This is a genomic window from Bdellovibrio sp. HCB288, from assembly GCF_047305935.1.
Taxonomy (GTDB): Bacteria; Bdellovibrionota; Bdellovibrionia; order Bdellovibrionales; family Bdellovibrionaceae; genus Bdellovibrio.
The window spans coordinates 2,496,646-2,519,898 of the sequence record NZ_CP178619.1 but is presented as its reverse complement, the minus strand read 5'-3'; the positions used below and the strand labels follow the sequence as shown (position 1 = coordinate 2,519,898).

25 protein-coding genes are annotated in these 23,253 nt (G+C 47.4%); 9 read left to right on the top strand and 16 right to left on the bottom strand.

Annotation, left to right across the window (positions count from 1 at the left end; all coding sequences use genetic code 11):
- Positions 1–37 precede the first annotated feature (37 nt).
- From ahcY to ACLVWR_RS12295, 3 genes are all read right to left on the bottom strand, one after another.
- Positions 38–1,456 carry an adenosylhomocysteinase gene (gene ahcY, locus ACLVWR_RS12305; RefSeq protein ID WP_413580947.1) on the bottom strand — a complete coding sequence of 473 codons (1,419 nt, stop codon included), beginning with the start codon at positions 1,454–1,456 and terminating at the stop codon, positions 38–40.
- Positions 1,457–1,501: 45 nt separating this feature from the next.
- A complete protein-coding gene (map, locus tag ACLVWR_RS12300) occupies positions 1,502–2,284 on the bottom strand; it encodes a type I methionyl aminopeptidase (RefSeq protein ID WP_413580946.1) in 783 nt (260 codons plus the stop codon).
- A gap of 392 nt (positions 2,285–2,676) precedes the next feature.
- Positions 2,677–3,096, bottom strand: coding sequence for an SWIB/MDM2 domain-containing protein (locus tag ACLVWR_RS12295; protein WP_088614146.1), 420 nt, complete (start codon positions 3,094–3,096; stop codon positions 2,677–2,679).
- Positions 3,097–3,395: 299 nt separating this feature from the next.
- Here ACLVWR_RS12295 and ACLVWR_RS12290 point away from each other — a divergent pair, with 299 nt between their 5' ends.
- Positions 3,396–3,794, top strand: coding sequence for a DnaJ domain-containing protein (locus tag ACLVWR_RS12290; protein ID WP_413580945.1), 399 nt, complete (start codon positions 3,396–3,398; stop codon positions 3,792–3,794).
- 40 nt (positions 3,795–3,834) lie between these two features.
- Positions 3,835–5,091: a sensor histidine kinase gene (locus tag ACLVWR_RS12285; protein ID WP_413580944.1), complete on the top strand. Its 1,257-nt coding sequence runs from the start codon at positions 3,835–3,837 to the stop codon at positions 5,089–5,091.
- A gap of 9 nt (positions 5,092–5,100) precedes the next feature.
- Here ACLVWR_RS12285 and ettA read toward each other — a convergent pair whose 3' ends face one another.
- Complete coding sequence (ettA, locus tag ACLVWR_RS12280; protein WP_413580943.1) at positions 5,101–6,771, bottom strand: energy-dependent translational throttle protein EttA; 1,671 nt, start codon at positions 6,769–6,771, stop codon at positions 5,101–5,103.
- Positions 6,772–6,920: 149 nt separating this feature from the next.
- On the opposite strand from ettA, the gene ACLVWR_RS12275 reads away from it, so the two are divergent.
- Both ACLVWR_RS12275 and ACLVWR_RS12270 read left to right on the top strand, forming a co-directional pair.
- Complete coding sequence (locus tag ACLVWR_RS12275) at positions 6,921–7,181, top strand: hypothetical protein (RefSeq protein WP_413580942.1); 261 nt, start codon at positions 6,921–6,923, stop codon at positions 7,179–7,181.
- Between the two features lie 24 nt (positions 7,182–7,205).
- Positions 7,206–7,988 carry a methyltransferase domain-containing protein gene (locus ACLVWR_RS12270; protein WP_413580941.1) on the top strand — a complete coding sequence of 261 codons (783 nt, stop codon included), beginning with the start codon at positions 7,206–7,208 and terminating at the stop codon, positions 7,986–7,988.
- On the opposite strand, the gene ACLVWR_RS12265 is transcribed toward ACLVWR_RS12270, so the two are convergent.
- Genes ACLVWR_RS12265 through ACLVWR_RS12250 form a run of 4 tightly spaced genes read right to left on the bottom strand, consistent with a single transcriptional unit; the run spans position 7,981 to position 9,983 of the window.
- Positions 7,981–8,721: a substrate-binding periplasmic protein gene (locus ACLVWR_RS12265; protein ID WP_413580940.1), complete on the bottom strand. Its 741-nt coding sequence runs from the start codon at positions 8,719–8,721 to the stop codon at positions 7,981–7,983. The two genes, ACLVWR_RS12270 and ACLVWR_RS12265, sit on opposite strands and share 8 nt — an antisense overlap.
- Positions 8,718–9,044, bottom strand: a complete 327-nt coding sequence (locus ACLVWR_RS12260) for a BolA family protein (RefSeq protein ID WP_413580939.1) — start codon at positions 9,042–9,044, stop codon at positions 8,718–8,720. The genes ACLVWR_RS12265 and ACLVWR_RS12260 overlap by 4 nt, the downstream gene beginning before the upstream one ends.
- Positions 9,045–9,053: 9 nt before the next feature.
- Positions 9,054–9,641 (bottom strand): hypothetical protein, encoded by a 588-nt coding sequence (locus ACLVWR_RS12255; RefSeq protein ID WP_413580938.1) that lies wholly within the window; start codon positions 9,639–9,641, stop codon positions 9,054–9,056.
- Between the two features lie 60 nt (positions 9,642–9,701).
- The gene (locus ACLVWR_RS12250; protein WP_413580937.1) at positions 9,702–9,983 is read right to left on the bottom strand and encodes a hypothetical protein; all 282 of its coding nucleotides are present in this window, start codon (positions 9,981–9,983) and stop codon (positions 9,702–9,704) included.
- A gap of 62 nt (positions 9,984–10,045) precedes the next feature.
- Between ACLVWR_RS12250 and ACLVWR_RS12245 the strand changes: the two genes are divergently transcribed.
- Together ACLVWR_RS12245 and ACLVWR_RS12240 are read left to right on the top strand one after the other, a co-directional pair.
- Positions 10,046–10,528, top strand: coding sequence for a hypothetical protein (locus tag ACLVWR_RS12245; protein WP_413580936.1), 483 nt, complete (start codon positions 10,046–10,048; stop codon positions 10,526–10,528).
- Positions 10,525–11,169: an RluA family pseudouridine synthase gene (locus ACLVWR_RS12240; RefSeq protein WP_413580935.1), complete on the top strand. Its 645-nt coding sequence runs from the start codon at positions 10,525–10,527 to the stop codon at positions 11,167–11,169. The genes ACLVWR_RS12245 and ACLVWR_RS12240 overlap by 4 nt, the downstream gene beginning before the upstream one ends.
- Positions 11,170–11,223: 54 nt before the next feature.
- Here ACLVWR_RS12240 and ACLVWR_RS12235 read toward each other — a convergent pair whose 3' ends face one another.
- From ACLVWR_RS12235 to ACLVWR_RS12215, 5 genes are all read right to left on the bottom strand, one after another.
- Positions 11,224–13,233, bottom strand: a complete 2,010-nt coding sequence (locus ACLVWR_RS12235; RefSeq protein WP_413580934.1) for an ATP-dependent helicase — start codon at positions 13,231–13,233, stop codon at positions 11,224–11,226.
- 145 nt (positions 13,234–13,378) lie between these two features.
- Complete coding sequence (locus tag ACLVWR_RS12230; protein ID WP_413580933.1) at positions 13,379–13,813, bottom strand: hypothetical protein; 435 nt, start codon at positions 13,811–13,813, stop codon at positions 13,379–13,381.
- A gap of 20 nt (positions 13,814–13,833) precedes the next feature.
- A complete protein-coding gene (locus ACLVWR_RS12225) occupies positions 13,834–14,769 on the bottom strand; it encodes a hypothetical protein (protein WP_413580932.1) in 936 nt (311 codons plus the stop codon).
- The gene (gene fumC / locus ACLVWR_RS12220) at positions 14,766–16,154 is read right to left on the bottom strand and encodes a class II fumarate hydratase (RefSeq protein WP_413580931.1); all 1,389 of its coding nucleotides are present in this window, start codon (positions 16,152–16,154) and stop codon (positions 14,766–14,768) included. Before fumC ends, ACLVWR_RS12225 begins: the two co-directional genes overlap by 4 nt.
- Positions 16,155–16,916, bottom strand: a complete 762-nt coding sequence (locus ACLVWR_RS12215) for an SDR family NAD(P)-dependent oxidoreductase (protein ID WP_413580930.1) — start codon at positions 16,914–16,916, stop codon at positions 16,155–16,157.
- Between the two features lie 144 nt (positions 16,917–17,060).
- Between ACLVWR_RS12215 and ACLVWR_RS12210 the strand changes: the two genes are divergently transcribed.
- The 3 genes from ACLVWR_RS12210 to ACLVWR_RS12200 are packed head-to-tail and all read left to right on the top strand — an operon-like array spanning position 17,061 to position 18,862.
- Positions 17,061–17,453, top strand: a complete 393-nt coding sequence (locus tag ACLVWR_RS12210; RefSeq protein ID WP_340596374.1) for a YchJ family protein — start codon at positions 17,061–17,063, stop codon at positions 17,451–17,453.
- The gene (locus ACLVWR_RS12205) at positions 17,450–17,908 is read left to right on the top strand and encodes an EVE domain-containing protein (protein ID WP_413580929.1); all 459 of its coding nucleotides are present in this window, start codon (positions 17,450–17,452) and stop codon (positions 17,906–17,908) included. Before ACLVWR_RS12210 ends, ACLVWR_RS12205 begins: the two co-directional genes overlap by 4 nt.
- Positions 17,909–17,911: 3 nt before the next feature.
- Positions 17,912–18,862, top strand: a complete 951-nt coding sequence (locus tag ACLVWR_RS12200) for a tRNA dihydrouridine synthase (RefSeq protein ID WP_413580928.1) — start codon at positions 17,912–17,914, stop codon at positions 18,860–18,862.
- A gap of 60 nt (positions 18,863–18,922) precedes the next feature.
- Here the strand turns inward: ACLVWR_RS12200 and ACLVWR_RS12195 are convergent, their stop codons facing one another.
- The 3 genes from ACLVWR_RS12195 to ACLVWR_RS12185 are packed head-to-tail and all read right to left on the bottom strand — an operon-like array spanning position 18,923 to position 23,147.
- Positions 18,923–20,872 (bottom strand): ABC transporter permease, encoded by a 1,950-nt coding sequence (locus tag ACLVWR_RS12195; protein WP_413580927.1) that lies wholly within the window; start codon positions 20,870–20,872, stop codon positions 18,923–18,925.
- Positions 20,873–20,889: 17 nt separating this feature from the next.
- A complete protein-coding gene (locus ACLVWR_RS12190) occupies positions 20,890–21,879 on the bottom strand; it encodes an efflux RND transporter periplasmic adaptor subunit (RefSeq protein WP_413580926.1) in 990 nt (329 codons plus the stop codon).
- Positions 21,876–23,147, bottom strand: coding sequence for a TolC family protein (locus ACLVWR_RS12185; RefSeq protein ID WP_413580925.1), 1,272 nt, complete (start codon positions 23,145–23,147; stop codon positions 21,876–21,878). Before ACLVWR_RS12185 ends, ACLVWR_RS12190 begins: the two co-directional genes overlap by 4 nt.
- Positions 23,148–23,253: the final 106 nt, after the last annotated feature.

Genomic DNA, 23,253 nt, shown 5'->3' with positions numbered 1-23,253 from the left:
AAACCCCGCCTCATCAGCGGGGTTTTTATTGTTACCTCTAGTAACGGTAGTGGTCTGGTTTGAAAGGACCTGCTGGGTTCATGTGCAAGTACTTCGCTTGTTTTTGAGAAAGTTTTGTCAACTTCACACCTAGTTTACCAAGGTGAAGAGCCGCCACTTTTTCGTCCAAGTGCTTCGGCAAACGGTAAACTGCGATCTCTTGGTATTTGTCGCGGTTCATGTAAAGTTCCATTTGAGCCAAAACTTGGTTCGTGAATGAATTCGACATTACGAAGCTTGGGTGACCTGTTGCACAGCCCAAGTTCACCAAACGACCTTTTGCAAGGATGATGATTTGGTTGCCGTTTTTCAAAGTGTGGATGTCCACTTGTGGTTTAACTTCGCGGACTTTTGAATTTTTGTTGATCCAAGCCATATCGATTTCGATATCGAAGTGACCAATGTTACAAACGATCGCGTTGTTTTTCATTTTAGTGAAGTGTTTTTCAGTGATGATATCGCAGCAACCAGTTGCAGTTACGAAGATATCGCCCATTGGAGCCGCTTCTTCCATAGTCACAACTTCGAAACCTTCCATCGCAGCTTGCAGTGCGCAGATAGGATCGATTTCAGTCACAAGTACGCGAGCGCCCAAACCACGAAGAGAATGCGCAGAACCTTTACCTACGTCACCGTAACCTGCAACAACGCAGATTTTACCAGCGATCATCACGTCAGTAGCACGTTTGATACCGTCAGCAAGGGATTCGCGGCAACCGTACAAGTTGTCGAATTTGGATTTAGTTACAGAGTCATTGATATTGATTGCTGGAACTTTCAATTTGCCAGCTTTCAACATCACTTCAAGATTGTGAACACCAGTTGTAGTCTCTTCAGAGATACCGATGATTTTCTTCAATTCTTTTGCGAAGCGTGGCTCATGCATCATGTTCGTCAAATCACCACCGTCGTCCAGGATCAAGTTGTAACCATCTTTACCCCAGCCAGTGATAGTTTGTTCGATACACCAGTTGAACTCAGTCTCAGTCAAACCTTTCCAAGCAAATACCGGGATACCAGCAGCAGCGATAGCAACAGCTGCGTGGTCTTGAGTCGAGAAAATGTTGCAAGAAGACCAACGGATCTCAGCACCAAGCTCTACAAGTGTTTCAATCAACACTGCAGTTTGGATTGTCATGTGCAAGCAACCAGCGATTTTTGCACCTTTGAATGGTTTTTGTTTGCCGAACTCTTTACGAAGAGCCATCAAACCTGGCATTTCAGTTTCAGCAATAGAGATCTCTTCACGACCCCATTTAGCAAGCTTGGCGAAAACCTCTGGGTTTTCCATAGCCTCTTTGCAAACCATGAAGTCACGGTTGTTTTTAGAAGTAGCTGTCTTATTAGAAGTCACTGCCATTGCAGCTTTCGCGTTGTTTTTTTTCATCGCTTTTCCGTTCGTAGTTGTAGTAGCCATTTTTTAAAACGTCCTTTGTTAAACTAAAAAATAAAAATTAAAATATTAAGGCAACGTCAGAATCTCGTAACCCGTGTCAGTCACAAGAACTGTGTGCTCATACTGTGCCGATAGTTTTCCATCAGCAGTATTGTAGTACTTGATCGAAGAGCCCGGGATGTTGAACTCAACCACATCCTCAACCCCTTGGTTCACCATCGGTTCAACAGTGATACAATGGAATGGTACTAAACGCTCACCCTTGCCTTTTTTCCCGAATGCCGGAACAAAAGGTTCATCGTGGAAAGTACGACCCACACCGTGACCACCGATTTCCTTAACAACCGTATAACCCTTGCGAGTCACATATTTGTAAGTTTCAAAACCGATATCCCCCGTGTAACCGCGAGGAGTGATCGCCTCAATCCCCTTGTCACGAGCCATTTGCGCCGTTTCCACCAGATCACGAGCTTCATCAGAAACATTCCCGATCATATACATGCGGGACGTATCGCCAAAGAACCCATCAATCCAAGCCGTCACATCGACATTGATAATGTCACCATCCTTCAAAATAACCGAAGGATCCGGCAATCCATGACAAACCACTTCGTTCACAGAAGTGCACGTGTACTTAGGGTACCCATGATACCCCAAGCAAGCCGACTTCGCCCCACGTGTCTGCATGAAATCAAAGGCAAGCTCATCAATCTCCTGAGTAGAAATCCCAATTTTCACATACTTTTCAAGATAAGTAAGAGTATCAGCCGCAATCCTGCAGGCCACCGTCATTTTTTTGATCTCTTCAAGAGAAAGAGGCTTAATTCCCATAGGCAAAAGGTATAACACACCCCCACCCCCGAGCCAAGCCAAGGATTACCCAGAAACCACATAAGCCTCCCCCTCCCCCCAGTCACGCCCAAAGGGCGGCCCCAAAAAGCGGCGCCAACTCGCCAAAGGCGAGGGCCAGCCAGTAAAAAAAGCGGCGCCAAGTCGCCAAAGGCGACGGCCAGCCAGAAAAAAACGACCGAAGAGCGCGAACAAGTTCAACGAGGGGTGATTCAAAAGGCCCCAGGAGCAAGGCGGAGTGGGCCGCCCGCAGCGCAGGCGTACTTCATGTACGTCGGAGCGAGGACGGCCCGCTCCAACGCAGCGATGGGGTCTTTTCAATCACCCCGACTCGAAGGCAAAAAAAAAGGCCCGGCATAGCCGAGCCTTTTTCCATCTTAGTTAGTCAGAGACTACTTAAGGTGTTTAGAAACAAGTTTAGTCATGTCGAACATGCTAACTTGAGTTTTACCGCCGAAAACTTCTTTAAGTTTAGCGTCAGCGTTGATGTTACGTTTGTTTTTAGAATCTTGAAGATTGTTCTTCTTGATGTAAGCCCAAAGTTTTTTAACAACTTCAGTGCGTGGAAGTGGTGAAGCACCAACTACTGCTGCTAGAGCTGCAGATGGAGTCAAAGCTTTCATGAAAGCTGCGTTTGGCTTACGAGCAGTTTTTGGTTTAGCTGCTTTAGGAGCTTTTGCTGCTTTAGCTTTAGGAGCTGCTTTTTTAGTAGTAGCTTTTGCTTTAGGAGCTGCTTTTTTAGCAGTAGTTTTTTTTGCTGCAGCTTTTTTAGGAGCAGCTTTCTTAGTAGCTTTTTTAGTAGCTTTTGCCATTGTTAATTCCTCCGTTAGGATTATTGTCTTGTTTCTCTCGAATGAGTTAAGTGTGTATCTAAGTCCAGTCGTTTGTCCAAAAAAAAATGCACGCCCCTCATTTTTTTTCGCACCCCCTCTCAAAACCGCATTTTTCCCTCTGAAACAGCCATTTCCACCTCTGAAAACAGGGGGAAAACCCCGAGAAACCAACCTTTTTCCCCTCGAGAAACAGGATTTTCCGAGGGAAAAAGGTCTAATTTTGGTTCACTTGCCACCTCTGGACTCCTCGAAAAACCCCGTTTTCCGAATAGAAAGGCATGAGTTTTCAGACGAGTTTCAAACAAATCCTTAGAGAAAAGATGGGTCAAGAGACGACTTCTCAGGGAAATTACTCTTCTGTCATGGACTCTGATCCTCTTCACCTGGCTTACCTTTTGGGCCAAATTAACAAAGTAGAATCCCAAGCTCCCCGTGGACAATATCCTCGCCCGGCGGTTCGTCCACAACGCAAACCCCATGCATTTTCGCCCGCTCAACTTCAATCCTATGAGTTCTTCAAGTGCTGGATCCACGGTCTTTCTGAAGGTTTCACTGAAACTGAATTAAGAAAAGCCTACCGTCAGGCCGCTTTGATTCTTCACCCCGACCAAGGTGGAAACACTGAGCAGTTCCTGAACCTTAAGGAACATTACGAAATCTTACGAGGCTTGTTCTAGGCTTTAGAATCCTTATATAAATCCGAATTGTTTATCATAAATGAACCAGAACTTTTCGGTCGAAGACCACCGCAAGCGACTTCTCTATATGCAGATCATGTATGCCTTTGGGGCATTCATGTCGGTGTTCTATACCTTCAGATTCGCTGGAGCCTTTAAATCCCCAGAGTACACCAACATCATGACTCCACTGTCGATCGCGATCATTGTGGGGCCGCCATTGCTATGGTATCGCTTCAAACTGTATCGCACAGCGGCCGTAAGCCTTTTGATAACATTGATTTTTATGATGATCCTGCTGATCTATGTGACCGGAGGGCTTTTTGCGCCCGGCGTATATTGGCTGGCAACCATCCCCCTGGCCACGGCCATTCTCTTTGGCACACGCGGCGCTATCACGGGTTACTTCATCATATTTGCGACACTGGTTGTTTTTATCATGAACAACCAAATGGGAGTGGAGCCAAATCTGATACCCACCCCTGAGGTGTTTAAGCAGGAATTGATCTTCAACCTGATTGGTTTCCTGGGCTACACCAGCTTGACCACCCACGTTTATCTGCGCAATGAGGCGGCCTACGCCCAAACCCTGCGAGATAAAAACAACGACGTCGAAAACCTGCTGCGAGTCCTTTTACATGACATCGCCAACACCCTGTCCTCCATGACCCTGCAATTGATTCGCGCCAAGGAAGAGCAGACCACCAGCACCACGGAGCTGGAAAAGATGGAGCGCGCGGTTCAGGAAATCAATAACCTCCTGACTCAGGTCCGACATTTGAAGTCGGTAAAGGACGGCAAGGCACGCCTCCCACTTAAACCGATGTCTCTGGCCAAAGTCCTTAGTGATATTTATGAAAGCGCGGAATCTTTGGCGGGCCCCAAAGGCATCAAACTGTCTTTGGAAATCGGCCGCGAAAAGATGTTGGTGAATGCTGAAAAAACCATTCTAGGAAACGTGGTATTGCTAAATATCATCAGCAACGCGGTGAAGTTCTCTCACCCGGGCGATCGCATTGACATCCGAGCTTTCACCAGCGGAACAAATGTTGTAGTCGAGATACAGGATTATGGCGTGGGAATCCCTGAAGCCATTCAAAAAAATCTATTTGATATTGGCAGTCAGACCAACCGCGAAGGAACTCAAGGGGAAAAAGGGACTGGTTATGGAATGCCTCTGGTGAAAGAGTATATTCAGATGTTGGGCGGATCCATCACTGTGGTTTCCAATGAGTCCGCCACCGATTCACGACTTCAGGGGACACTCGTCACCCTGAAGTTGCCTTTGGCCGAATAGTTATCGGCGCTAAACCATTTTAAATCTGATACGTTTTGGACCTGCGTTTTCGCCCAGGCGTTTTTTGCGGTCTTCTTCGTATTCTGTGAAGTTTCCAGGATAGAATTCAATTTTTGAATCCCCTTCAAACGCCATAATGTGGGTACAAACGCGATCCAAGAACCAGCGATCATGCGAAATCACCACCACAGATCCACCGAACTCCAGAAGAGCTTCCTCAAGGGCACGCATGGTGTTCACGTCCAAATCATTCGTCGGCTCATCCAGAAGCAAAAGGTTTCCGCCCTCTTTCAGAATTTTGGCCATGTTTACGCGGTTGCGCTCACCACCCGACAATTGACCCACTTTCTTTTGTTGGTCAGAGCCGGAGAAGTTGAACCAGGAAACATACTGACGAGATGGAATTTCACGTGTTCCCAATTGGATCACATCAGCGCCACCAGAAAGCTCTTCAAAGATGGATTTATCGGGGTTCAAAGTTTCACGAGTTTGATCCACGTAGGAAATCTTAACCGTCTCACCCACTTTGAATGATCCAGAATCCGGGGCTTCTTTGCCCGTGATCATACGGAATAAAGTGGATTTACCGACACCGTTCGGTCCGATAACACCCACGATCGCACCCTTAGGGATCGTGAAGCTTACGTCATCCAACAAAACTTTGTGATCGTATGCCTTCGTGATGCCTTTGGCTTCAACCACGATATCACCCAAACGAGGCCCTGGTGGGATATAGATGGACATCTCTTGGATTTTCTCTGGAGACGCCTCTTTCAACAGGTTTTCGTAGTTGGAAATACGCGCTTTGGATTTAGCCTGACGAGCCTTAGCCCCTTGACGAATCCAGTCCAACTCTCTTTCAAGAGTTTTAGCCTTGCGAGCCTGATCCTTTTGTTCATTCGCAGTGCGCTTGTCTTTTTGTTCAAGCCAAGAAGTGTAGTTCCCTTTCCAAGGAATCCCCTCACCACGATCCAATTCCAGAATCCAACCAGCAACGTTATCAAGGAAATAACGGTCATGCGTTACGGCGATAACTGTGCCTGGGAATTTTGAAAGATATTGCTCAAGCCACGCAACGGATTCAGCATCCAAGTGATTCGTTGGCTCATCCAGAAGCAGGATATCCGGTTCAGACATGATCAAACGAGCCAAAGCCACACGGCGTTTCTCACCACCAGAAAGCTTTGTCACACCCATGTCGCCATCTGGACAACGAAGAGCATCCATGACGATTTCGATCTTTTGATCGACATCCCAAGCCCCCAAAGCGTCCAATTTTTCCTGAAGGGCACCTTGTTTGTCGATAAGTTTATTCATCTCATCCGGATCCAAATCAGGATCTGCGAACTTGTCATTGATAGCGTTGTACTCTGCCATTACTTTTGGCAACTCGCCCATGCCTGCAAAGATGTTTTCTTTCACAGTCAAATTGTCATCCAAGTGTGGCTCTTGCTCGAAGTAGCCAACTTTCATTGTTTTGGATGGGAAGGCTTCACCGATGAAGTCCTTATCCACACCTGCCATAATTCTAAGCAAAGTGGATTTACCAGAACCATTCAGACCTAGAACACCGATTTTTGCTCCGTAGAAGTAAGAAAGGTAAATGTCCTTCAAAACGAAACGATTTGGAGGATATACTTTACTTACACCTTTCATTGTGTAGATAATCTCTTGAGACATGATGTCGCTCTCCTAGGCAATGCACTTAATAGTTGGAAAACGCCAATTTATTAAGAGTGAAAATGCTTGTCAAATGGAGTTCCTACGATAACACTATCGCCTTCGTGCATGATGCACGTCCGATAATTTAAAAATTACAGAATTGGTTCATGGCTAACGACATCGAGACAGCACGTACGACGCGTGCGAACACAACTGAGAAGGAAGCAACGACTGCTTCCACTGCTAAAGAGACAGGCAAAAGAGGCCTCTTTGGCAACCTCAATTCAGATCTTAAACAAGCTCTGGATACGTGGGATGTCTTAACTGAAACCATGGCCGAAAAGGTCGCCCCTGACCAAGAACAGCTGCAGGAAGTCAAAAAACTCCTGGGCGATCTAAAAACCAAGCTTGCTCAATTTGATGAGTAGCCCGCCCCGTGATAAATTCACGGTATGAGTGGAACTTGGAACCCAAATCAATACGAAAAGTTTAAAAACGAACGCTCTCAGCCTTTTTTTGATCTATTGGATTTTATCAAACCAGACACATTCAAAGAGGCCATTGATTTAGGCTGTGGTACCGGCGAACTGACGCGCATCATGCATGATCGCTTCAAACCCCAGCAAACTACAGGCATGGATTCTTCTGGAGAAATGCTGGCTAAAACCAAATCCTTTAGCAGTGCTGACTTAAACTTCCTGCAAGGCGATATCGATGTTTGGGAAAAACCGGATGCTTACGACTTGATTGTTTCAAATGCGGCACTCCAATGGAGCCCGGGACATCGCGATCTTTTTCAACGCTTGCACCGCTCCCTGCGCCCAGGGGGACAGCTGGCCGTGCAAATGCCGATGAACCATGATTATCCGACCCACGTTCTATCCCAAGCAATGAGCCACGAAGAACATTGGAAAAAAGCCTTAGGCGGTCACACTTATGACAAGCCTAAAACCATGCTCACTGTCGAAGAATATGCGAATCTGATATATAAACTGGGATTTCAGGAACAACGGGTGGAATTAAAAGTCTATGGTCATATCCTGCCAACCCGAGAAGGCGTCATCGAATGGGTCCGTGGCTCGATGCTGACATATTTTGAAAAACATATGTCGAAAACAGACTACGCGGATTTTCTTCAGGAATACCAGTCGCGCTTGTTCCAAATTCTGCCTGACGATAAACCCTTCTTTTATCCGTTTAAAAGGGTTTTCATCTGGGCCCGAAAAGCTACTTAAATTTATATTCTTTTAAATGCAGAGCGAGCTGCGCATCGATATCATTGCGAATGTTAGCAGGTACTTTTTTGCCGTAAGCGATGTACATGGAATAGGCCGGCACATCGTAAATGATCAAACTTTTCAGATTGTCGTTTTTATACTTTTGCGTCACGCCGTCAGCAATTGATTTCAAATAAATAAAAGCGCCATCTATGCGCTGGGTTTCAACCAGATTCGGTATTCTGGCACCAGCATCATCTCCGGCAACCGTGATATAATCGATGTGATACTTTTTAAAAAATTCAGGGATCAAAGCCCCGGTCACCAGACCAACGGTTTTCCCCGAGAACTCTTTTATTGAGACGGCCGCATGGTTTTTGAAGAGACTTTTACGGACCACCATGGCCGGCTGTTCTCTGACGAGAGGTTGCTCCGAGTAATCATAGATCTTCTCGCGCTCCGGCGTGCGCACCACCATCAACAGCAAATCCAACTGCCCCACTTCCAAGTCACGAAACTGACGCTTCAACGGCGACACATTCCATTCGACCTTGTAGTGATGCTTGATTAGGACATCTGGCAGAATCTTTTTACTGAAAAATTCGATAAACGCACCCTGAGGAGGATTCGTTTGTAAATCCGTCACATGGGGTGGAGAGTTGATCGCTCCGACACGCAGGACTTTACTTTCCTTGATGGCAGCTTCCGCAACAACTCCCGCACATAAGATAAGCCCCAGCAAAAACTTCATGATTTAGGCAGTCTCTTGGATCCGCCGCGACACTCTGGGGAAATAAAGTTCAAAGCCTCTTTTTGCACTTCAAACTCAGCCGGAGTCAGGGCTTTTTGAGTCAGGGCGTGAAGTCCCTGATTGAATTCGGTTTTTAGAGCGTCATTCACCAGGCGCTGTCTATCAATACGGGACTTCCCTTCGAACAGCGCAGACACAATCAGGACCTTGTAGTGTGTTTCACTGGCAGGCCCCGAGTGCATATGACTTTCGTTTTCGATTTCCAGAGTCGAAGGTGTTAACGCTGACGTTAGAGCCGAAAAAATACGTGCTTCACGATTCATGCAACACGACTACTGTTTACGACGTTTTTCGATTTCAGACTTGATGTAGTCCATGCCCATTTTCGCCATGACAAAGACACCTTTTTCCTCAAGCTTCTTTTCCACGTCCTTGGCTTTGCGCAGAGCACGCCCTGCCGCCATGGCAGCCAAAGGATGCCCCACTGGAAGTGAGTCAAAGCTGCCATCTTTTTTCCACTCATCAACCACCGTGTCGGCAATTTCCATCACCTTCGGTGCTTTTTGACGGATGATCTCAGAGCCGTAAAACTCCACATGAGGTTTTTCTTCCTCTCCCGCAGGTCCGCCTTCGTAGGCCATTTCCTCCGGAGCCAATTGATCATCCGCCGAGCCGGCATTGAAGGTTCCACTGTCCGGACCGGTCGCGTGAGGATGTGCGGAGACACCTTCGTTTTGCGCCTCCGTATTGATTTCATCAGAGGAGGATTTAGCGGAAGTCGTGGAAATCTCTTCCACCTCATTCATCGCCGTTTCGATTTCAGTATCAACCGCAGAATCAAATTCCACGTCGGAATCGCTCGCATGTGATTTGCTGGCGTGAGAGTGTTTACCATGAGATTTTTGCTGCTTCTTGGACATAGGTCCCTCCACTGACATACCTAAAGCGTAACGCTGATCCGGGCCAAATGGGAAGTCCCATCACAATTGAGCGGGCGCGTCGCCTGACCAACTGGGCCTTTGGGTATCCAGTCTAGCGGCTTCTTCCATCAGATGCGCCTTCATCTCGTCGATATCGTCGTTATACATCCATAAAAGCTCTTCGCGCAGCTTGGCTAAGCGAAACATCTGCTCGCGATTGAGTGGCCTTAAGCTTTCCATAAGGCGATTCAGGCGCAAATCCACAGTACGTTTGAAGTCACCATAATCGAGATCATTTTCTGTTTCCAAAAAATCCAGGAATTCTTTGATTTCGGCATTCATCCTCACCCCCTGCAACTATTTTAAAACCTCAAGGCCCTGGTCTCGAGATTATGGGGGTGATCTTGCCAAGAATCAGAAACAACCAGTACAATCAGGACATCTTTATGATCGGTTTTTCAAAAGGAACAACCATGGCTCCCGAAATGGCAGCAAGTTACATCGTTGGGATCATTCCCTCACTGGCAACCACCGGTGCGCATTACTGGTTTCATCAGAAAAAAGTCAAAAGCGCTGCATTTCAACAACTTCAAAAAAATCTTTCCTCTGTGCAAAAGTACTGGTGTGAAAGCCAAGGACGCATTCTGCCACTGAACGATGACTCCCATCAAAAAGATGCCGAGGCTTTTAAGACAAGTCTTTATATTATGGGCACTCTGTTTGCGTTTATGAGTTGGGTGGGATTTTTCTTTAATATGGTGGTCTTAGCCTCCACTCGCAAATTTGCAATTTCCAGATTTGAACAAAAGATTTTCAATTCCGAACTGTGCACGAAAAACCTAAGCCCGGCAGAAATCGAAAGTATCCTGAAGGACTGCGAAGCATGAACCATCTTGAAATCGTAACCCGTGGTGAAGGATGGCTGGTCATCAACAAGCCTCCCGGAATTTCCGTCCACAACGACCCTCGCGACGTTTGCCACCTCCTGGAAAAGCAACTGATTCCTGGAAGCTTTGAGGGAATTCATCCCGTGCACCGCCTGGATAAAGAAACCAGCGGCATTTTGCTGATCGCCTTAAACACTCGCATGGCAAAACAACTGGCCGAGCAGTTTCAAGCGCGCACTTGCGAAAAATATTATTATGCCCTGCTACGCGGCTCGATGCCCATCAGTGAGGAGTGGCAACACTGGAACACGCCGATTTCAGACAAAGCCGAGGGCCGTGTAAATCCCCAAGGCTTGGCAAAAGACCGCGTGGAAGCGCGCACAGATTTTAAAGTTATTAAGTCTGATCAATACACTTCTCTGATCGAAGTGCGCCTGTATACGGGCCGCCAACATCAGATCCGCAAGCACAGTGCGATTGCCAAACACGCCATCCTGGGCGACACCCGCTATGGGGACCCTAAGTTTAACAAGCGCATTGCCGAGATCTATAAAACCGACCGCATGTTCCTGCATGCGGGAAAGCTTAAGATTTCTATCGACGGCAAAGAACACACATTTGAGGCGCCGCGCGAGTTTTAGGTGCCAGGTCCTATTTACGGAAGCGGTGCTTCCGTAAATAGGACCTGGCACAAATTACTTTCCAATCTTTGAATCTAGTTTTGACAGGAAACTTGCGACCAGATCATCACGATCCTGGCCGGTTACGGGGCGAGCCCCGAGTGGATATTCCTTATAAAGTTCTGTGGGAATTTCCAACAGGAATCTGGAAGGAACTGACGGACGAACGACGCCATTTTTTTTGCGCTGCTGACAGCGTGACATGACCAATCTGTTTTTTGCACGAGTCACACCCACGTAAAACAAACGACGTTCTTCGTCGATATCGGAGCCGAGGTTTTTGTGCGGCAAAAGGTCTTCTTCAATCCCCGCCAAGATTACGACTGGGAATTCCAAACCTTTTGAGGCATGCAAGGTCATTAGCTGAACTTTGTTTTGATCTTCTTCTTCGTTGTGATCTTCACGAAGCATCATCGAATCGACGAACGATTTGATGTATTCCACTTCGTGCGCACGACGGCCCAGGTAAGCATCCAGAATGCGTCCCAGGATTTCCACAACCACCCACTTCTTTTCAGCCGAAGCTGGATCCGCAGCGGTGTTCATGACGTACTCTTTGTAGCCCAGTTGATCAAATAGTTCGACCATCTTGCCACCCGGCGATGAGCCCACGTTGAAATCCAAGATGTGCGTTGGAAGATACTCGATAAAGCCCAAAAGATCTTCGATCGCCTCCCCGGTTTTTTCCGGAATTTCGGCGTCTTTCCACAGACGGCAGGCGTCCAGGAAACTTACGCGGCGTTTTTGTGAAAACTCAGTTAGTTTTTCAATGGTCGTGTCACCGACTCCGCGAGACGGCACATTGATGATACGACGAAGGGAAACTTCATTCGGAGAGAAAGACTGCTTTAAGTACGCCATGATGTCTTTGATCTCTTTACGGTCAAAGATCGAAGTGCCACCGGAAATTGTATAAGGAATATTCGCACGACGAAGGGAGGCCTCGATCAAGCCACCTTGCGTGTTTGACCGGTAAAGAACCGCAAAGTCCTTAAGCTTATAGCCCTCTTTTTGAAAGTGCTGAATTTCCTGAACCACGAATTCACATTCGTCTTCTTCACGCTCCAGAATGAAAACTTCAGGCAATACACCTGTCGACTTCGCAGCTTCAGCTCTTAAAACTTTACCATGGCGGTTTTTATTTTTAGAAATTGCGGCGTTGGCCACCGCCAGGATTTCACCTGACGAGCGGTAATTACGCTCAAGCATAATCACTTCGCATTTTTTGTGCTCATGCGGGAAATTCAAAATGTTTTTGATTTCAGCCCCGCGCCAGCCGTAAATCGACTGGTCATCGTCCCCCACCACAGTGATGTTGCTGTGAGGTTTTACGATTTGCTGGATCAGATCCATCTGCATGCGATTGGTGTCTTGAAACTCGTCGACCATCACTTGCGAAAACTGGCTTTGCACTTTTTCTAAGATTTCCGGATGATTTTTGAAAAGCTGTAAGGGCTTAATCAGCAAACCTTCGAAGTCGACTACACCCAGATGTTCCAGGCGCTTTTCAAACTTCGGAGCTAAGACTTCGACCATCTCGTGATATTCATCGAAACCTTCGTGCGTGTGTGCGGCACCCGTACGGCGATCGTTAATCATGGAAAGAATTTTGTCGATGTCGAATTTGTCTTTGCCGGAGTTTGCGATGTTCTTAATCAGCTCTTTCAAAACCGCATTGCAGTCTGTCTGATCGACGATACCAAAATGCGGGGAAAGTCCCGCGTGCTTGTGAAAACGGCGCAGGATTTGAAGCCCGAAGGAGTGGAACGTTCCCGCCCACAGGCCGTCACCCGCTCCACCCAGTTTTGCTTTCACACGATGTTTTAATTCGCGCGCGGCTTTATTGGTGAAGGTCAAAACGCAGATCTCCGATGATTGTGCCACACGCTCAGAGATCATTCTCCCTGTGCGTGAAACCAACACCGTCGTTTTGCCGGAACCCGCCCCTGCCAGAATCAGCAAGGGACCGAAGTTATGTTTAACAGCCTTTTGCTGTTCAGGGTTCAACCCCTTCAACCAATCCATGAAATCCAGTCTGTCGTCTTTTTACAAGAAGGGCCCCTTAGGGGCCACAAAACAAAAGCGTCGCACTTTCGTACGACGCTAATCAATCTTTAATGTTAAGCGTAAGCCGCAAATCCGCAGCTACAGCCTATTTCACAGGCAGTAATTACTGTCTGTTGTGGATAAGTGTACGAACCTCATCTTCGAACACAACTTCGATTTTATCGGAAGCTGCATCTTTGATGAAACCCAAACCGAACTTAGGATGGGAAAGCTTCGTGTTTTTTTCGAACTTGCCCTTCATGTTGTAGTTTGAAGTCGCGGCACCATCGTTGGACATCAACATTTCGTATTCGTTTTTGTGGGAAGATTTGCGTGAGTTCATAGTTTGCTCACGTTTTTTAGCTGCAGCACCCGTCAACGGTTTACCGGTTTTAGTCTGAGCTTTTGGAAGAGAATAAGTCTTTTGTGAACCACAGATTTCACACTTAATTTTCGCCGAAGTCGCTGATGTGTGCGCCAAAACTACATGGTATCTATCAGCATCACATTTTTTACAGAACGCAAAAAAGGATTTAGCGACTGGGGGTAAAGTGTTCATCGTCATTGTACTCTTCCTATCTAGTATTGTTGTTTCAATTGATAAATCATTAGCTTGTCCTCAAGCTTTTTCTGCGCGATTTCTCCCGCACTTAAAAAGAAAGGACCTTCCGCGCGTTCGATGCGTTGTTGGAAATCCAACATGCTGTCTTCGTTCTTCGGATCAATGAACGTCCCTGTCGGGCCATAATGTTCCAAGAAAGCCAGATCGTCCTCTTTGTTAAAGAATTTCTCCCAACAATGAGTATTGACCTGAACACGGTAAGTTATAGTTTTAGCATGAGAATGCACCGGAGCGTAAGCCCCAATCACCTCTAAATGTCCGTAATGCGAATGGAGCTTCAATGCTGGGCTGCCCCATTGAGTCATTCCAGAGCACTGTTCGACATTGGCATACCACAAACCAAAGGCCTTCGAGAGGAATCCAAGGCCGTAAAACTGCTCTTCCTTCGGTAATAACGAATTAACCGAACAAAGATTGTGGGCGACCCACTCCCCTTTATGCATGGTTGGGATAATGATGAACAAAGAAAGTGGTACCCAATCCATCTCGTCCAGGGATTCAATTTCCTTTAAAACCTTGGAAGTTTTGATCGGACTTAGTGACGCAGGGTATTTTTTTGGATCCAAAACCTCGCGAACCAGCTTGGAAAGCACCTTGGGACGAGCAGCGAAACCTGCCACAAAGCCCGGCATCACAGCACAGTCATAAAACACCCAGCGAGGCATCGCCATATTGGAAGGCCCAAAGGCACGCTCTTCAATGGAGTAAATGCGATCTGCAAAAGCAATTTCGGTGATATCCAGAGGATTTTTAAAGATGGGATTTTGCTTAAACCAGTCCAACTTATGGAAGGAACCGGGTTGAGCAATTTCGTTTTCTTCACGCACGAAAACGTAAGGACGAATATCCTCGTTGTTCAACCACTTCGCTTTTTGCAATAACTCATTAATCAAGTACTTACTCCAACCATTGTCTCTGGTCTGACCAGTTTATCAAATTCCTCGCCGCTGAGGAGTCCAAGATTTATGGATTCTTCACGCAGCGTAGTGCCGTTTTTATGGGCAGTCTTAGCTATTTTTGCTGCGTTATCATAACCGATCTTCGGGTTCAATGCAGTCACTAACATCAAAGAATTATCGAGATGTTTTTTGATTTGCGCCTTATTTGCCTCAATTCCCGACACACAATGATCAACAAACGACTCGCACGCGTCTGAGATCAAACGTATTGAGTTTAGCACGTTAAACACAATCACCGGCTTAAAGACATTCAACTCGAAATGTCCCGTCGCCCCACCGACCGTCACCGCCACATGATTCCCCATCACTTGAGCACAGACCATGGTCATGGCTTCACATTGAGTGGGATTTACTTTTCCGGGCATGATCGAGCTCCCTGGTTCATTTTCTGGCAGGTGAATTTCACCAATCCCACAACGAGGTCCAGATCCCAGCAAGCGAATGTCGTTGGCGATTTTCATCAATGAAACCGCGATCGTGTTCAATGCTCCACTGACCTCCACCAAAGCATCATGACTGGCCAACGCTTCAAACTTATTCTCAGCAGTCACAAATGGCAGTTTTGTTTCGCGTGCGATTTCCGCCGCCGCTTCCACTGCAAACTTTGGATGAGTGTTCAAACCAGTTCCCACGGCCGTGCCACCCAAAGCCAGCTCATGCAGATGTGGCAAGGTGTTCTTGATTCTGTGAACTCCATGCTTCATTTGTGTCGCGTAGCCGGAAAACTCCTGCCCCAGAGTCAGGGGTGTCGCATCCATCAAGTGCGTCCGCCCGATTTTTACGATGTCATTAAACTCTTTCTGTTTTTCAGAAAGAGCCAAATACAATTTTTCCATCATCGGAATCAGGCGGTGATGAATCTGCTCGCCCACAGCGATATGCATCGCCGTTGGAAAAGTGTCATTCGAAGACTGCCCTTTGTTCACATCATCGTTGGGATGAATATCTTTGGAGGGAAGTTTGACGCCCATCATGTCCATCGCACGGTTGGCGATGACTTCGTTGGCATTCATATTGGTTTGCGTGCCAGAACCCGTCTGCCACACCACCAAAGGAAAATGAGCATCCAATTTTCCAGAGATCACTTCATCCGCGGCCTTCACGATCATGTCGGCTTTTTTCGCATCCAGAATTCCCAGCTTTTGATTCGTCAGCGCGGCACTTTTTTTCAAGATACCCAAGGCACGAATCATTTCCCGAGGAAATCTGTCGCCGCCGATTTTGAAATTTTCAGTGGATCTTTGCGTTTGAGCTCCCCAGAATTTATCTGCCGGAACCTGTACGTCTCCCATTGTGTCTTTCTCTGTACGGAAACTCATTCACGACCTCCTGGAAACCATTCCAACATGGGCTTGCTCTGTTGGGTAAATCACAAGTTCTTGTATGTTCACATGAGCGGGGCGCGCCACGCACCACGCGATAGTGTCCGCAATATCTTTGGGATCCAATGGCGTCATGCCCTCATAAACTTTGTCGGCTTTTTGCTGATCTTCAAAGCGGACCATCGAAAATTCTGAATTCACCATGCCAGGCTCAATATTGGTAATGCGGATTTTTGTACCCAGCAAATCCATGCGCAGCCCTTCAGACAATGCACGCACTGCGAATTTTGTGGCGCAGTAAACTCCACCACCCGGATAAGTCCAGCGACCTGCGACCGATCCCAGATTCACGATATGACCGGAGTTGCGTTTCACCATGTGCCCGATAATTCCGCGAGTGATGAACAGCAAACCTTTGATATTGGTGTCGATCATAGTTTCCCAATCATCCAAGGATCCGTCCTGCATTTTGTCGGTGCCCTTAGCCAGTCCCGCGTTGTTCACCAGAACATCCACGAGCTGCAGATCCTTGTCGTGAGCTTTCATAAACTCACTCACTTCAAAGCGGTCCGAGACGTCAAAACTGGCTTTGATGACTTTGATTTGCGGGAACTTTTTCAGCAAAGTAGCTTCCAGTTCAGCCAAACGCTCAAAGCGACGACCGGTGATAATTAAGGAGTAGCTCTGCGCAGCCAAAGCCTCCGCCGTCGCCCAACCAATACCCGCCGTTGCCCCTGTAATCAGAGCCCATCTTTGCATATGCACCTCACTATGAAAAAATTCTACGCCCCCTAAGCACGAAAAGGTACGCCGTACCTATCTGAAACGCGCTGCGTTTCGGATAGGTACGGCGTACCTTTCGAGAGTGCCTTTCGGGGGTGCGGTGTGTTAGGTTGCGAGCCTATGAAATGTCCATGCGGTAGCGAAAAAAATTATTCTGAATGTTGTGGTATTTATCACTCTGGCAAAGAGACGGCGCCAACGGCTGAGGCCTTGATGCGTTCTCGTTATGCGGCGTTTGCGAAAAATCAAATGCAATACTTGCGCGATACAACGGATCCCCAATCTTTGGGCGATATCGATGATGAAGCCAATCAGGAATGGGCTGACGTTGCAAAATTCCTAAAGCTTGAAATCGTAAATGCTGAAGAAAAAGCCAACAAAGGCACGGTCGAGTTCAAAGCCTTCTATTCCGTTGATGATGAAGACTATGTTCATCACGAAGTTTCCACTTTCCGCAAGCAAGCTGGCGTGTGGTTCTTTAAATCCGGCAAAGTGAAGGAAGAAAAGAAATGAAATACTGGCTGATGAAATCTGAGCCCGATGTGTACTCCATCGATCAGCTGAAAAAAGACTCTACTACTTGGTGGGAAGGTGTTCGCAACTACCAGGCACGCAACTTCATGCAAAAAGACATGCAAGTCGGAGACATGGTTTTGTTTTATCACTCTAATGCAACACCTCCAGGTGTAGCGGGTCTGGCGCGTATTTCTCACGTGGCTGAACCTGACAAAGCCCAGTTCGATAAAAAATCTGAATACTTTGAGCCGAAGGCTTCCAAAGAAAAACCTGTCTGGTTCTGCACTCAGGTTGAGTATGTGCAAAAGTTCCCGGAATTAGTCAGCCTGCAAGACCTGCGCGACAATGAGAAGTTGGCAGAGATGCTGGTTTTGGCGAAAGGCTCACGTCTGTCGGTACAACCGGTGGATAAAAAGCACTTCGACATTGTTAAGAAAATGGGCGGAATGTAGTTTATGAAGTTGTTCCTGGCTCCGATGGAAGGTGTTGTCGATTGGGTGATGAGGGATACTCTGACCCAGATCGGTAGCGTGGATCAGTGCGTGACGGAATTTTTGCGTGTCACGGATCGCTTGCATCCTGAGAGCGTGTTTCTAAAAAACTGCCCCGAGCTTCGCACCGGTTCCCGCACGCGTGCAGGAACTCCGGTGTTCGTGCAGCTTTTGGGTGGGCATGCTGAGCCATTGGCGATGAATGCGGAACGCGCTGCAAAGTTGGGAGCATTAGGAATCGACTTGAATTTCGGCTGCCCAGCGAAAACCGTGAACCGTCATGATGGTGGTGCTTCGTTGTTGAAATCCTGCGACCGTGTTCACACCATCGTCGACACTGTTCGTAAGGCCGTCCCTGCTCATATTCCGGTCACAGCAAAAATCCGTTTGGGCTTTGATGATCCAACCAAGTGTATCGACATCGCGCAAGCGGTCGAGGCTGCAAACGCCACTTGGCTGACCATCCACTGCCGTACCAAAACCGATGGCTACAAACCACCGGCTTATTGGGAGTGGATCCCGCGCATTAAAGAAAAAACCAAAATCAAAATTATCGCTAACGGCGAAATCTGGAATGTTCATGATTTCCACCGCTGTGTGGAAGTCACTCAATGCGACGACTACATGATCGGTCGCGGAGTGATGAGCAATCCGTTTATTTTTAAACAGATCAAACAAAGTCTGAAACAAGAATCCGTTGAAGAAATGAACTGGGAGCGCACCAAACCGCTATTGCCACAATTCTTTGCGGCAAGCACCGACTACATCAACGACTACTTCGCTGTATCCCGCACCAAACAGTGGTTGAAAGCTTTGTCCTTGAAAAATGGCGAAGCCAAACAAGTCTTCGACCAAATCAAAATCCTAAAAAAGCCCCAAGAGTTTCACTCCGAACTTTTAAAAGTAACGACGTAATAGGTGCCAGGTCCTAGTTCTTATTGCGCGGCAATAAGAACTAGGACCTGGCACCTTTTCCTATTCGTAGCGGAGGGCATCGATGGGATGCAGTTCCGAGGCTTTTTTGGCTGGGTAAAGTCCGAAGACGATTCCGATGAAGGCCGAAAAGAAGAAGGAAAGACCGACGGAGTCGAGACTGATCGACATCGGCCAGCCCATTGCTTTGGCCAAGGCTTGAGTCACTCCCCAGGCCAGCGCAATCCCCAATAATCCACCGATTACGGAAACAACGACCGACTCAGCTAAGAATTGCATCAGGATATCGACCTTGCGACCACCGATAGCTTTGCGCAGACCAATTTCGCGGGTTCTTTCGGTTACAGAGACCAGCATGATGTTCATGATGCCGATACCTCCGACTAAAAGTGAAATCGCAGCGATGGAGCTTAATAGCATCGACATAGTTTTACTGCTTTGTTCGATGGCCTGCTGCAAATCCGACATGTTAAAAATTTGGAACGAGTCTTCCTGCTGTGAAATAGGAATGCGATGGCGCGAATTCAGAACTTCTTTGACCGAGTCCTGGGTTTGATCGATCAATTCTTTTTGTGAAACTTCAATGTCGACAGAATCAACATAGTTTTTTCCAACCATGCGATACATTGCCGTCATTACCGGGATCACGATGCGATCATCCTGATCGCTGGGACCTTGGCCCCCTTTTTCCGGAAGTAAACCAATCACCGTGAAGTTGATTCGATTAATTTTGACCATTTCGCCCAAAGGCGATTGCTCACCAAAAAGCTCCCGGGCCACTGATTTACCAAGGACCGCCACTGTTGCCCGTCGCTGATTTTCAGCGTCCGAGAAAAATCGTCCCACGGTGGGCTCAGAGTTTCTGACTTCCACAAAAGACGATGAAACACCCTGAATCTGCGTATTCCAGTTCTTATTTAGATATGTCACCTGCGCCCGCGTATAAATATTCGGTACAATATTTTTAATGGCCGGAATCTGCTCCTTCAACGCTGACACATCATCGGTCGTAATGCGAATGCGGACTCCCGACTCCTGGGCCACACCGGCGACTCGGACATTCCCCGCTCGCAGAATCAGTAAATTTGAACCCATCGAGGACAGTTGTTTTTCAATAGACTGCTGGGCCCCTTTCCCCAAGGCCAGCATTGTCACCACTGCCGCCACCCCAATCAAAATCCCCAGCATGGAAAGTCCTGAACGGACTTTGTTGGCGGCAAGAGTTTTCCAGCCCTGATGAAAGTGCTCAATCATTTCACCGAAATGAAATTCTGAATCTAATGACTGATTCGATTGATTATTGGTTCGCTGCTGCTCGAGGGGTGCTTTACGCTCGTCACTTTGCACGACACCATCACGCATGCGAATCAGGCGATTGGCCTGCTCCCCGATTTCTTCCTCATGGGTGACGATCACGATTGTAATACCCTGGGCATTGAGGGACTTTAAGATCCCCATGATCTCTTTTTCGCTTTTGGAATCAAGATTCCCCGTCGGTTCATCGGCAAAAATAATTTTCGGTGAGTTGATCAATGAGCGCGCGATAGCCACACGCTGTTGCTGCCCTCCTGAGAGTTCGTTGGACTTGTGGTCCCCGCGAGTGCCCAAGCCCACTTGTTCAAGCAGACTTTGCGCCTTGTCCTGATCAAATTTCTTTTCAGAATACAGAAGTGGCAAGGAAACGTTCTGCCATGCTGGCATACGTGGCAATAAATTGAACTGTTGAAAGATAAATCCGATTTCATCCCGGCGCAAAATCGCCAGCTCATCTTCGGAAAGTTTGGAAACCTCCCGGCCATGCAGCTTATAGGATCCCGATGTCGGAACATCCAAAAGCCCCAGAATATGCATCAAAGTAGACTTACCGGAACCCGACGGCCCCATGATCGCGACAAAATCACCGTCCTCGATAGTCAGTGTGACATCGCGCAAGGCTTCAACAATATTGTCGCCCATTTTGTATGATTTTTTGATGCCGCTGATTTCAATCATCTTGTTCTCTCGATCAACTATTTAGGTGGCCCGGATCTTTTTTTGCTTTGCCCACGATTGCCAAATGGCGAAAACGGATTTGAGCCACCCTGTTTTGAATCTGAAAGTTTCACGTCCTGCACCAGGGCCACATCACCATCTTTGGCACCTTCCAGAATTTCCGTCTGGCGCCCATCGGTGATTCCCACTTTCACTTCCTGATTAACAGGCTTTCCATCAGGACCTTGCAAATTTAAATAAGTCAGACCATTTTGCACTCGCAGGGCTTCGCTTGCGACGACCAGAATGTCTTTTTTATTTTTCACATAGAAAGTCACATTCGCGGTCATTCCACTGCGCATGAACTCGGGTGGTTTACCATCGGGCAAAGCATCCACAATGTAAGTCGTCACGCTGTTTACAGTCTTTGAATCAAATGCGATCTGATCCGCTGTCGCCTGGATCTTTTCACCGGGATAGGCATCCAATACGATCTCAGCTTTTTCTTTCAGTCTGATTTGCGAAATATCGGTTTCATCCACCTGGGCCTTTACGGTTAAGCGGTCGGACATAGTGAAAATCGCATCCGTGGTTGTGAAGGTCTGCCCCTGCTCGACATTTCTAAGAATGATCGTTCCGGAAATAGGCGCCATGATCGGTGTTGCAAGATAAAGCTCTTCCCAGCGTTTCACTTCCTCGGCACCTTTGGCGCGGGCGGCATCCAGCATCGCCGCACGCTCGGTGGAGCTCATCATGGCGATGACCTGCCCACGGAAAACCTTCTGACCTTCCTTCACCAGAACCTTGTCCATGCGCCCGGCTACGGGTGCTTTGATTTCCAGTCTGTTTTCCGGCTGCACAGTTCCCGTTGCCAGGATCGTGACTTCGATGCTTCCCATCGTCAGCGGAAATTTACTATAGGTGACTTCATTCTTCCGGTTTTGATCCCAGGCATAATAGCTGCCGACACCAATCACGATAACTGTCAAAATGGCCCACGTGAGTTTTTTCTTAAACAAGTTCTTCATAGCAGTGCTCCCACGCCTTGCGCTCTTTCCCATGCTGCCTCGGCAACGATACGGTCTCTTTTAGAGCTTAAATACTGTTTGGTTTTTGTGATCAGGTCCGTTTCAATATTATCCCAGTCTTCGAAGGACATCAGACCGTTATTGTATTTGGCCCGGGCAATATCAGCACGCGTTCTTGCCGCCTGCACAAACGCATCATTCACCGCCAGCTGCGATACAGATTCAACGTAAGTCGTATAGGCCTTTTTCAACGTGGATAGAAGAGTGCGATCAATTCCGGCAAGACTACTTTTTGCCGCATAAAGCTGAGAGGCCGAGCTTTTTGTCGCATAGTAATCACGACCGCCATTAAACAACGGCAAAGTGAACGTGGCCCCCAGGGCCCATCGATCCTGAGTGTTTGGATAAAAGCTTTGACCGTAATCACCGATTGAAGCCGACACATCAAGGCTTGGAAAAAATCCTGATCGCGTGTTTTTTAAAGATGCCTCGCTGACATCGACTTGTGCTTCATAAGTCTGGCGATCTGGAGTGGATGTTGCGATGGATTTGAAATCAGGCTCTTTACCTGTCGGCTCACGCAAGGGGATATCCTCGCCAATAGTGACCGTTTCCTCTGTATCAAGTCCAATAACCTTTTTAAGATCAGCCTGGCTGGTCTCTTGGGCATTATTTGCTTTCTGCCTGTCCAATTGTGCCTGCTTGAAGTTTGCCTGTGACAAAAGCAACGAGCCTTTGTTTTCGCGACCACTTTCAAAGCGCAGTTGCACAATACGCAAGTTGTCGTTACGGCGCTTCACAATGTCCTCAGAGATTTTTATGGAATCCCGTGCGTAAATTGCCGACGCATAGGCGGCCTTCAAATCATAACTCACTTGGGAGCGCGTGGTGCGCAAGGAAGCCTCTGCCACGCGCGATTGTCCGCGGGCCTGATCGACTTTTGCTGAATCTGAGAAACCGCGAAACAGATTTTGAGAGGCACTGACTGTTGATGAGTAAGCCCCACCGGAACTCGTGGAGAAGGTATCCTCTGAGGTCCCTGATTGCGCGTAGCCCAGTCCCGCTGAAAGCTGTGGATAGTATCCACTTTGATTGCTGCGAATATTGTATTCGCTGGCCTTAAATATTTCCTCTGAATACTGCAGATCGGAATTGTTCTTTTTAACCATATCCAGCGCCTGCGAAAAAGTCAGGGATTGCTGCGCCTGTGCCAACACCGTCCAGGTTGTTGCGGTTAAGAGAATTATACACTTTCTATAAAAAGGCATGGTGTCCTCTTTCTCAAAATACAATTAGCTCCGGAATCAGAGGAGAAGTCAAACTTCTCGCCCTGATTGCAGCCACATGTTAAGTGTATAAAACAATTGTTGAAGA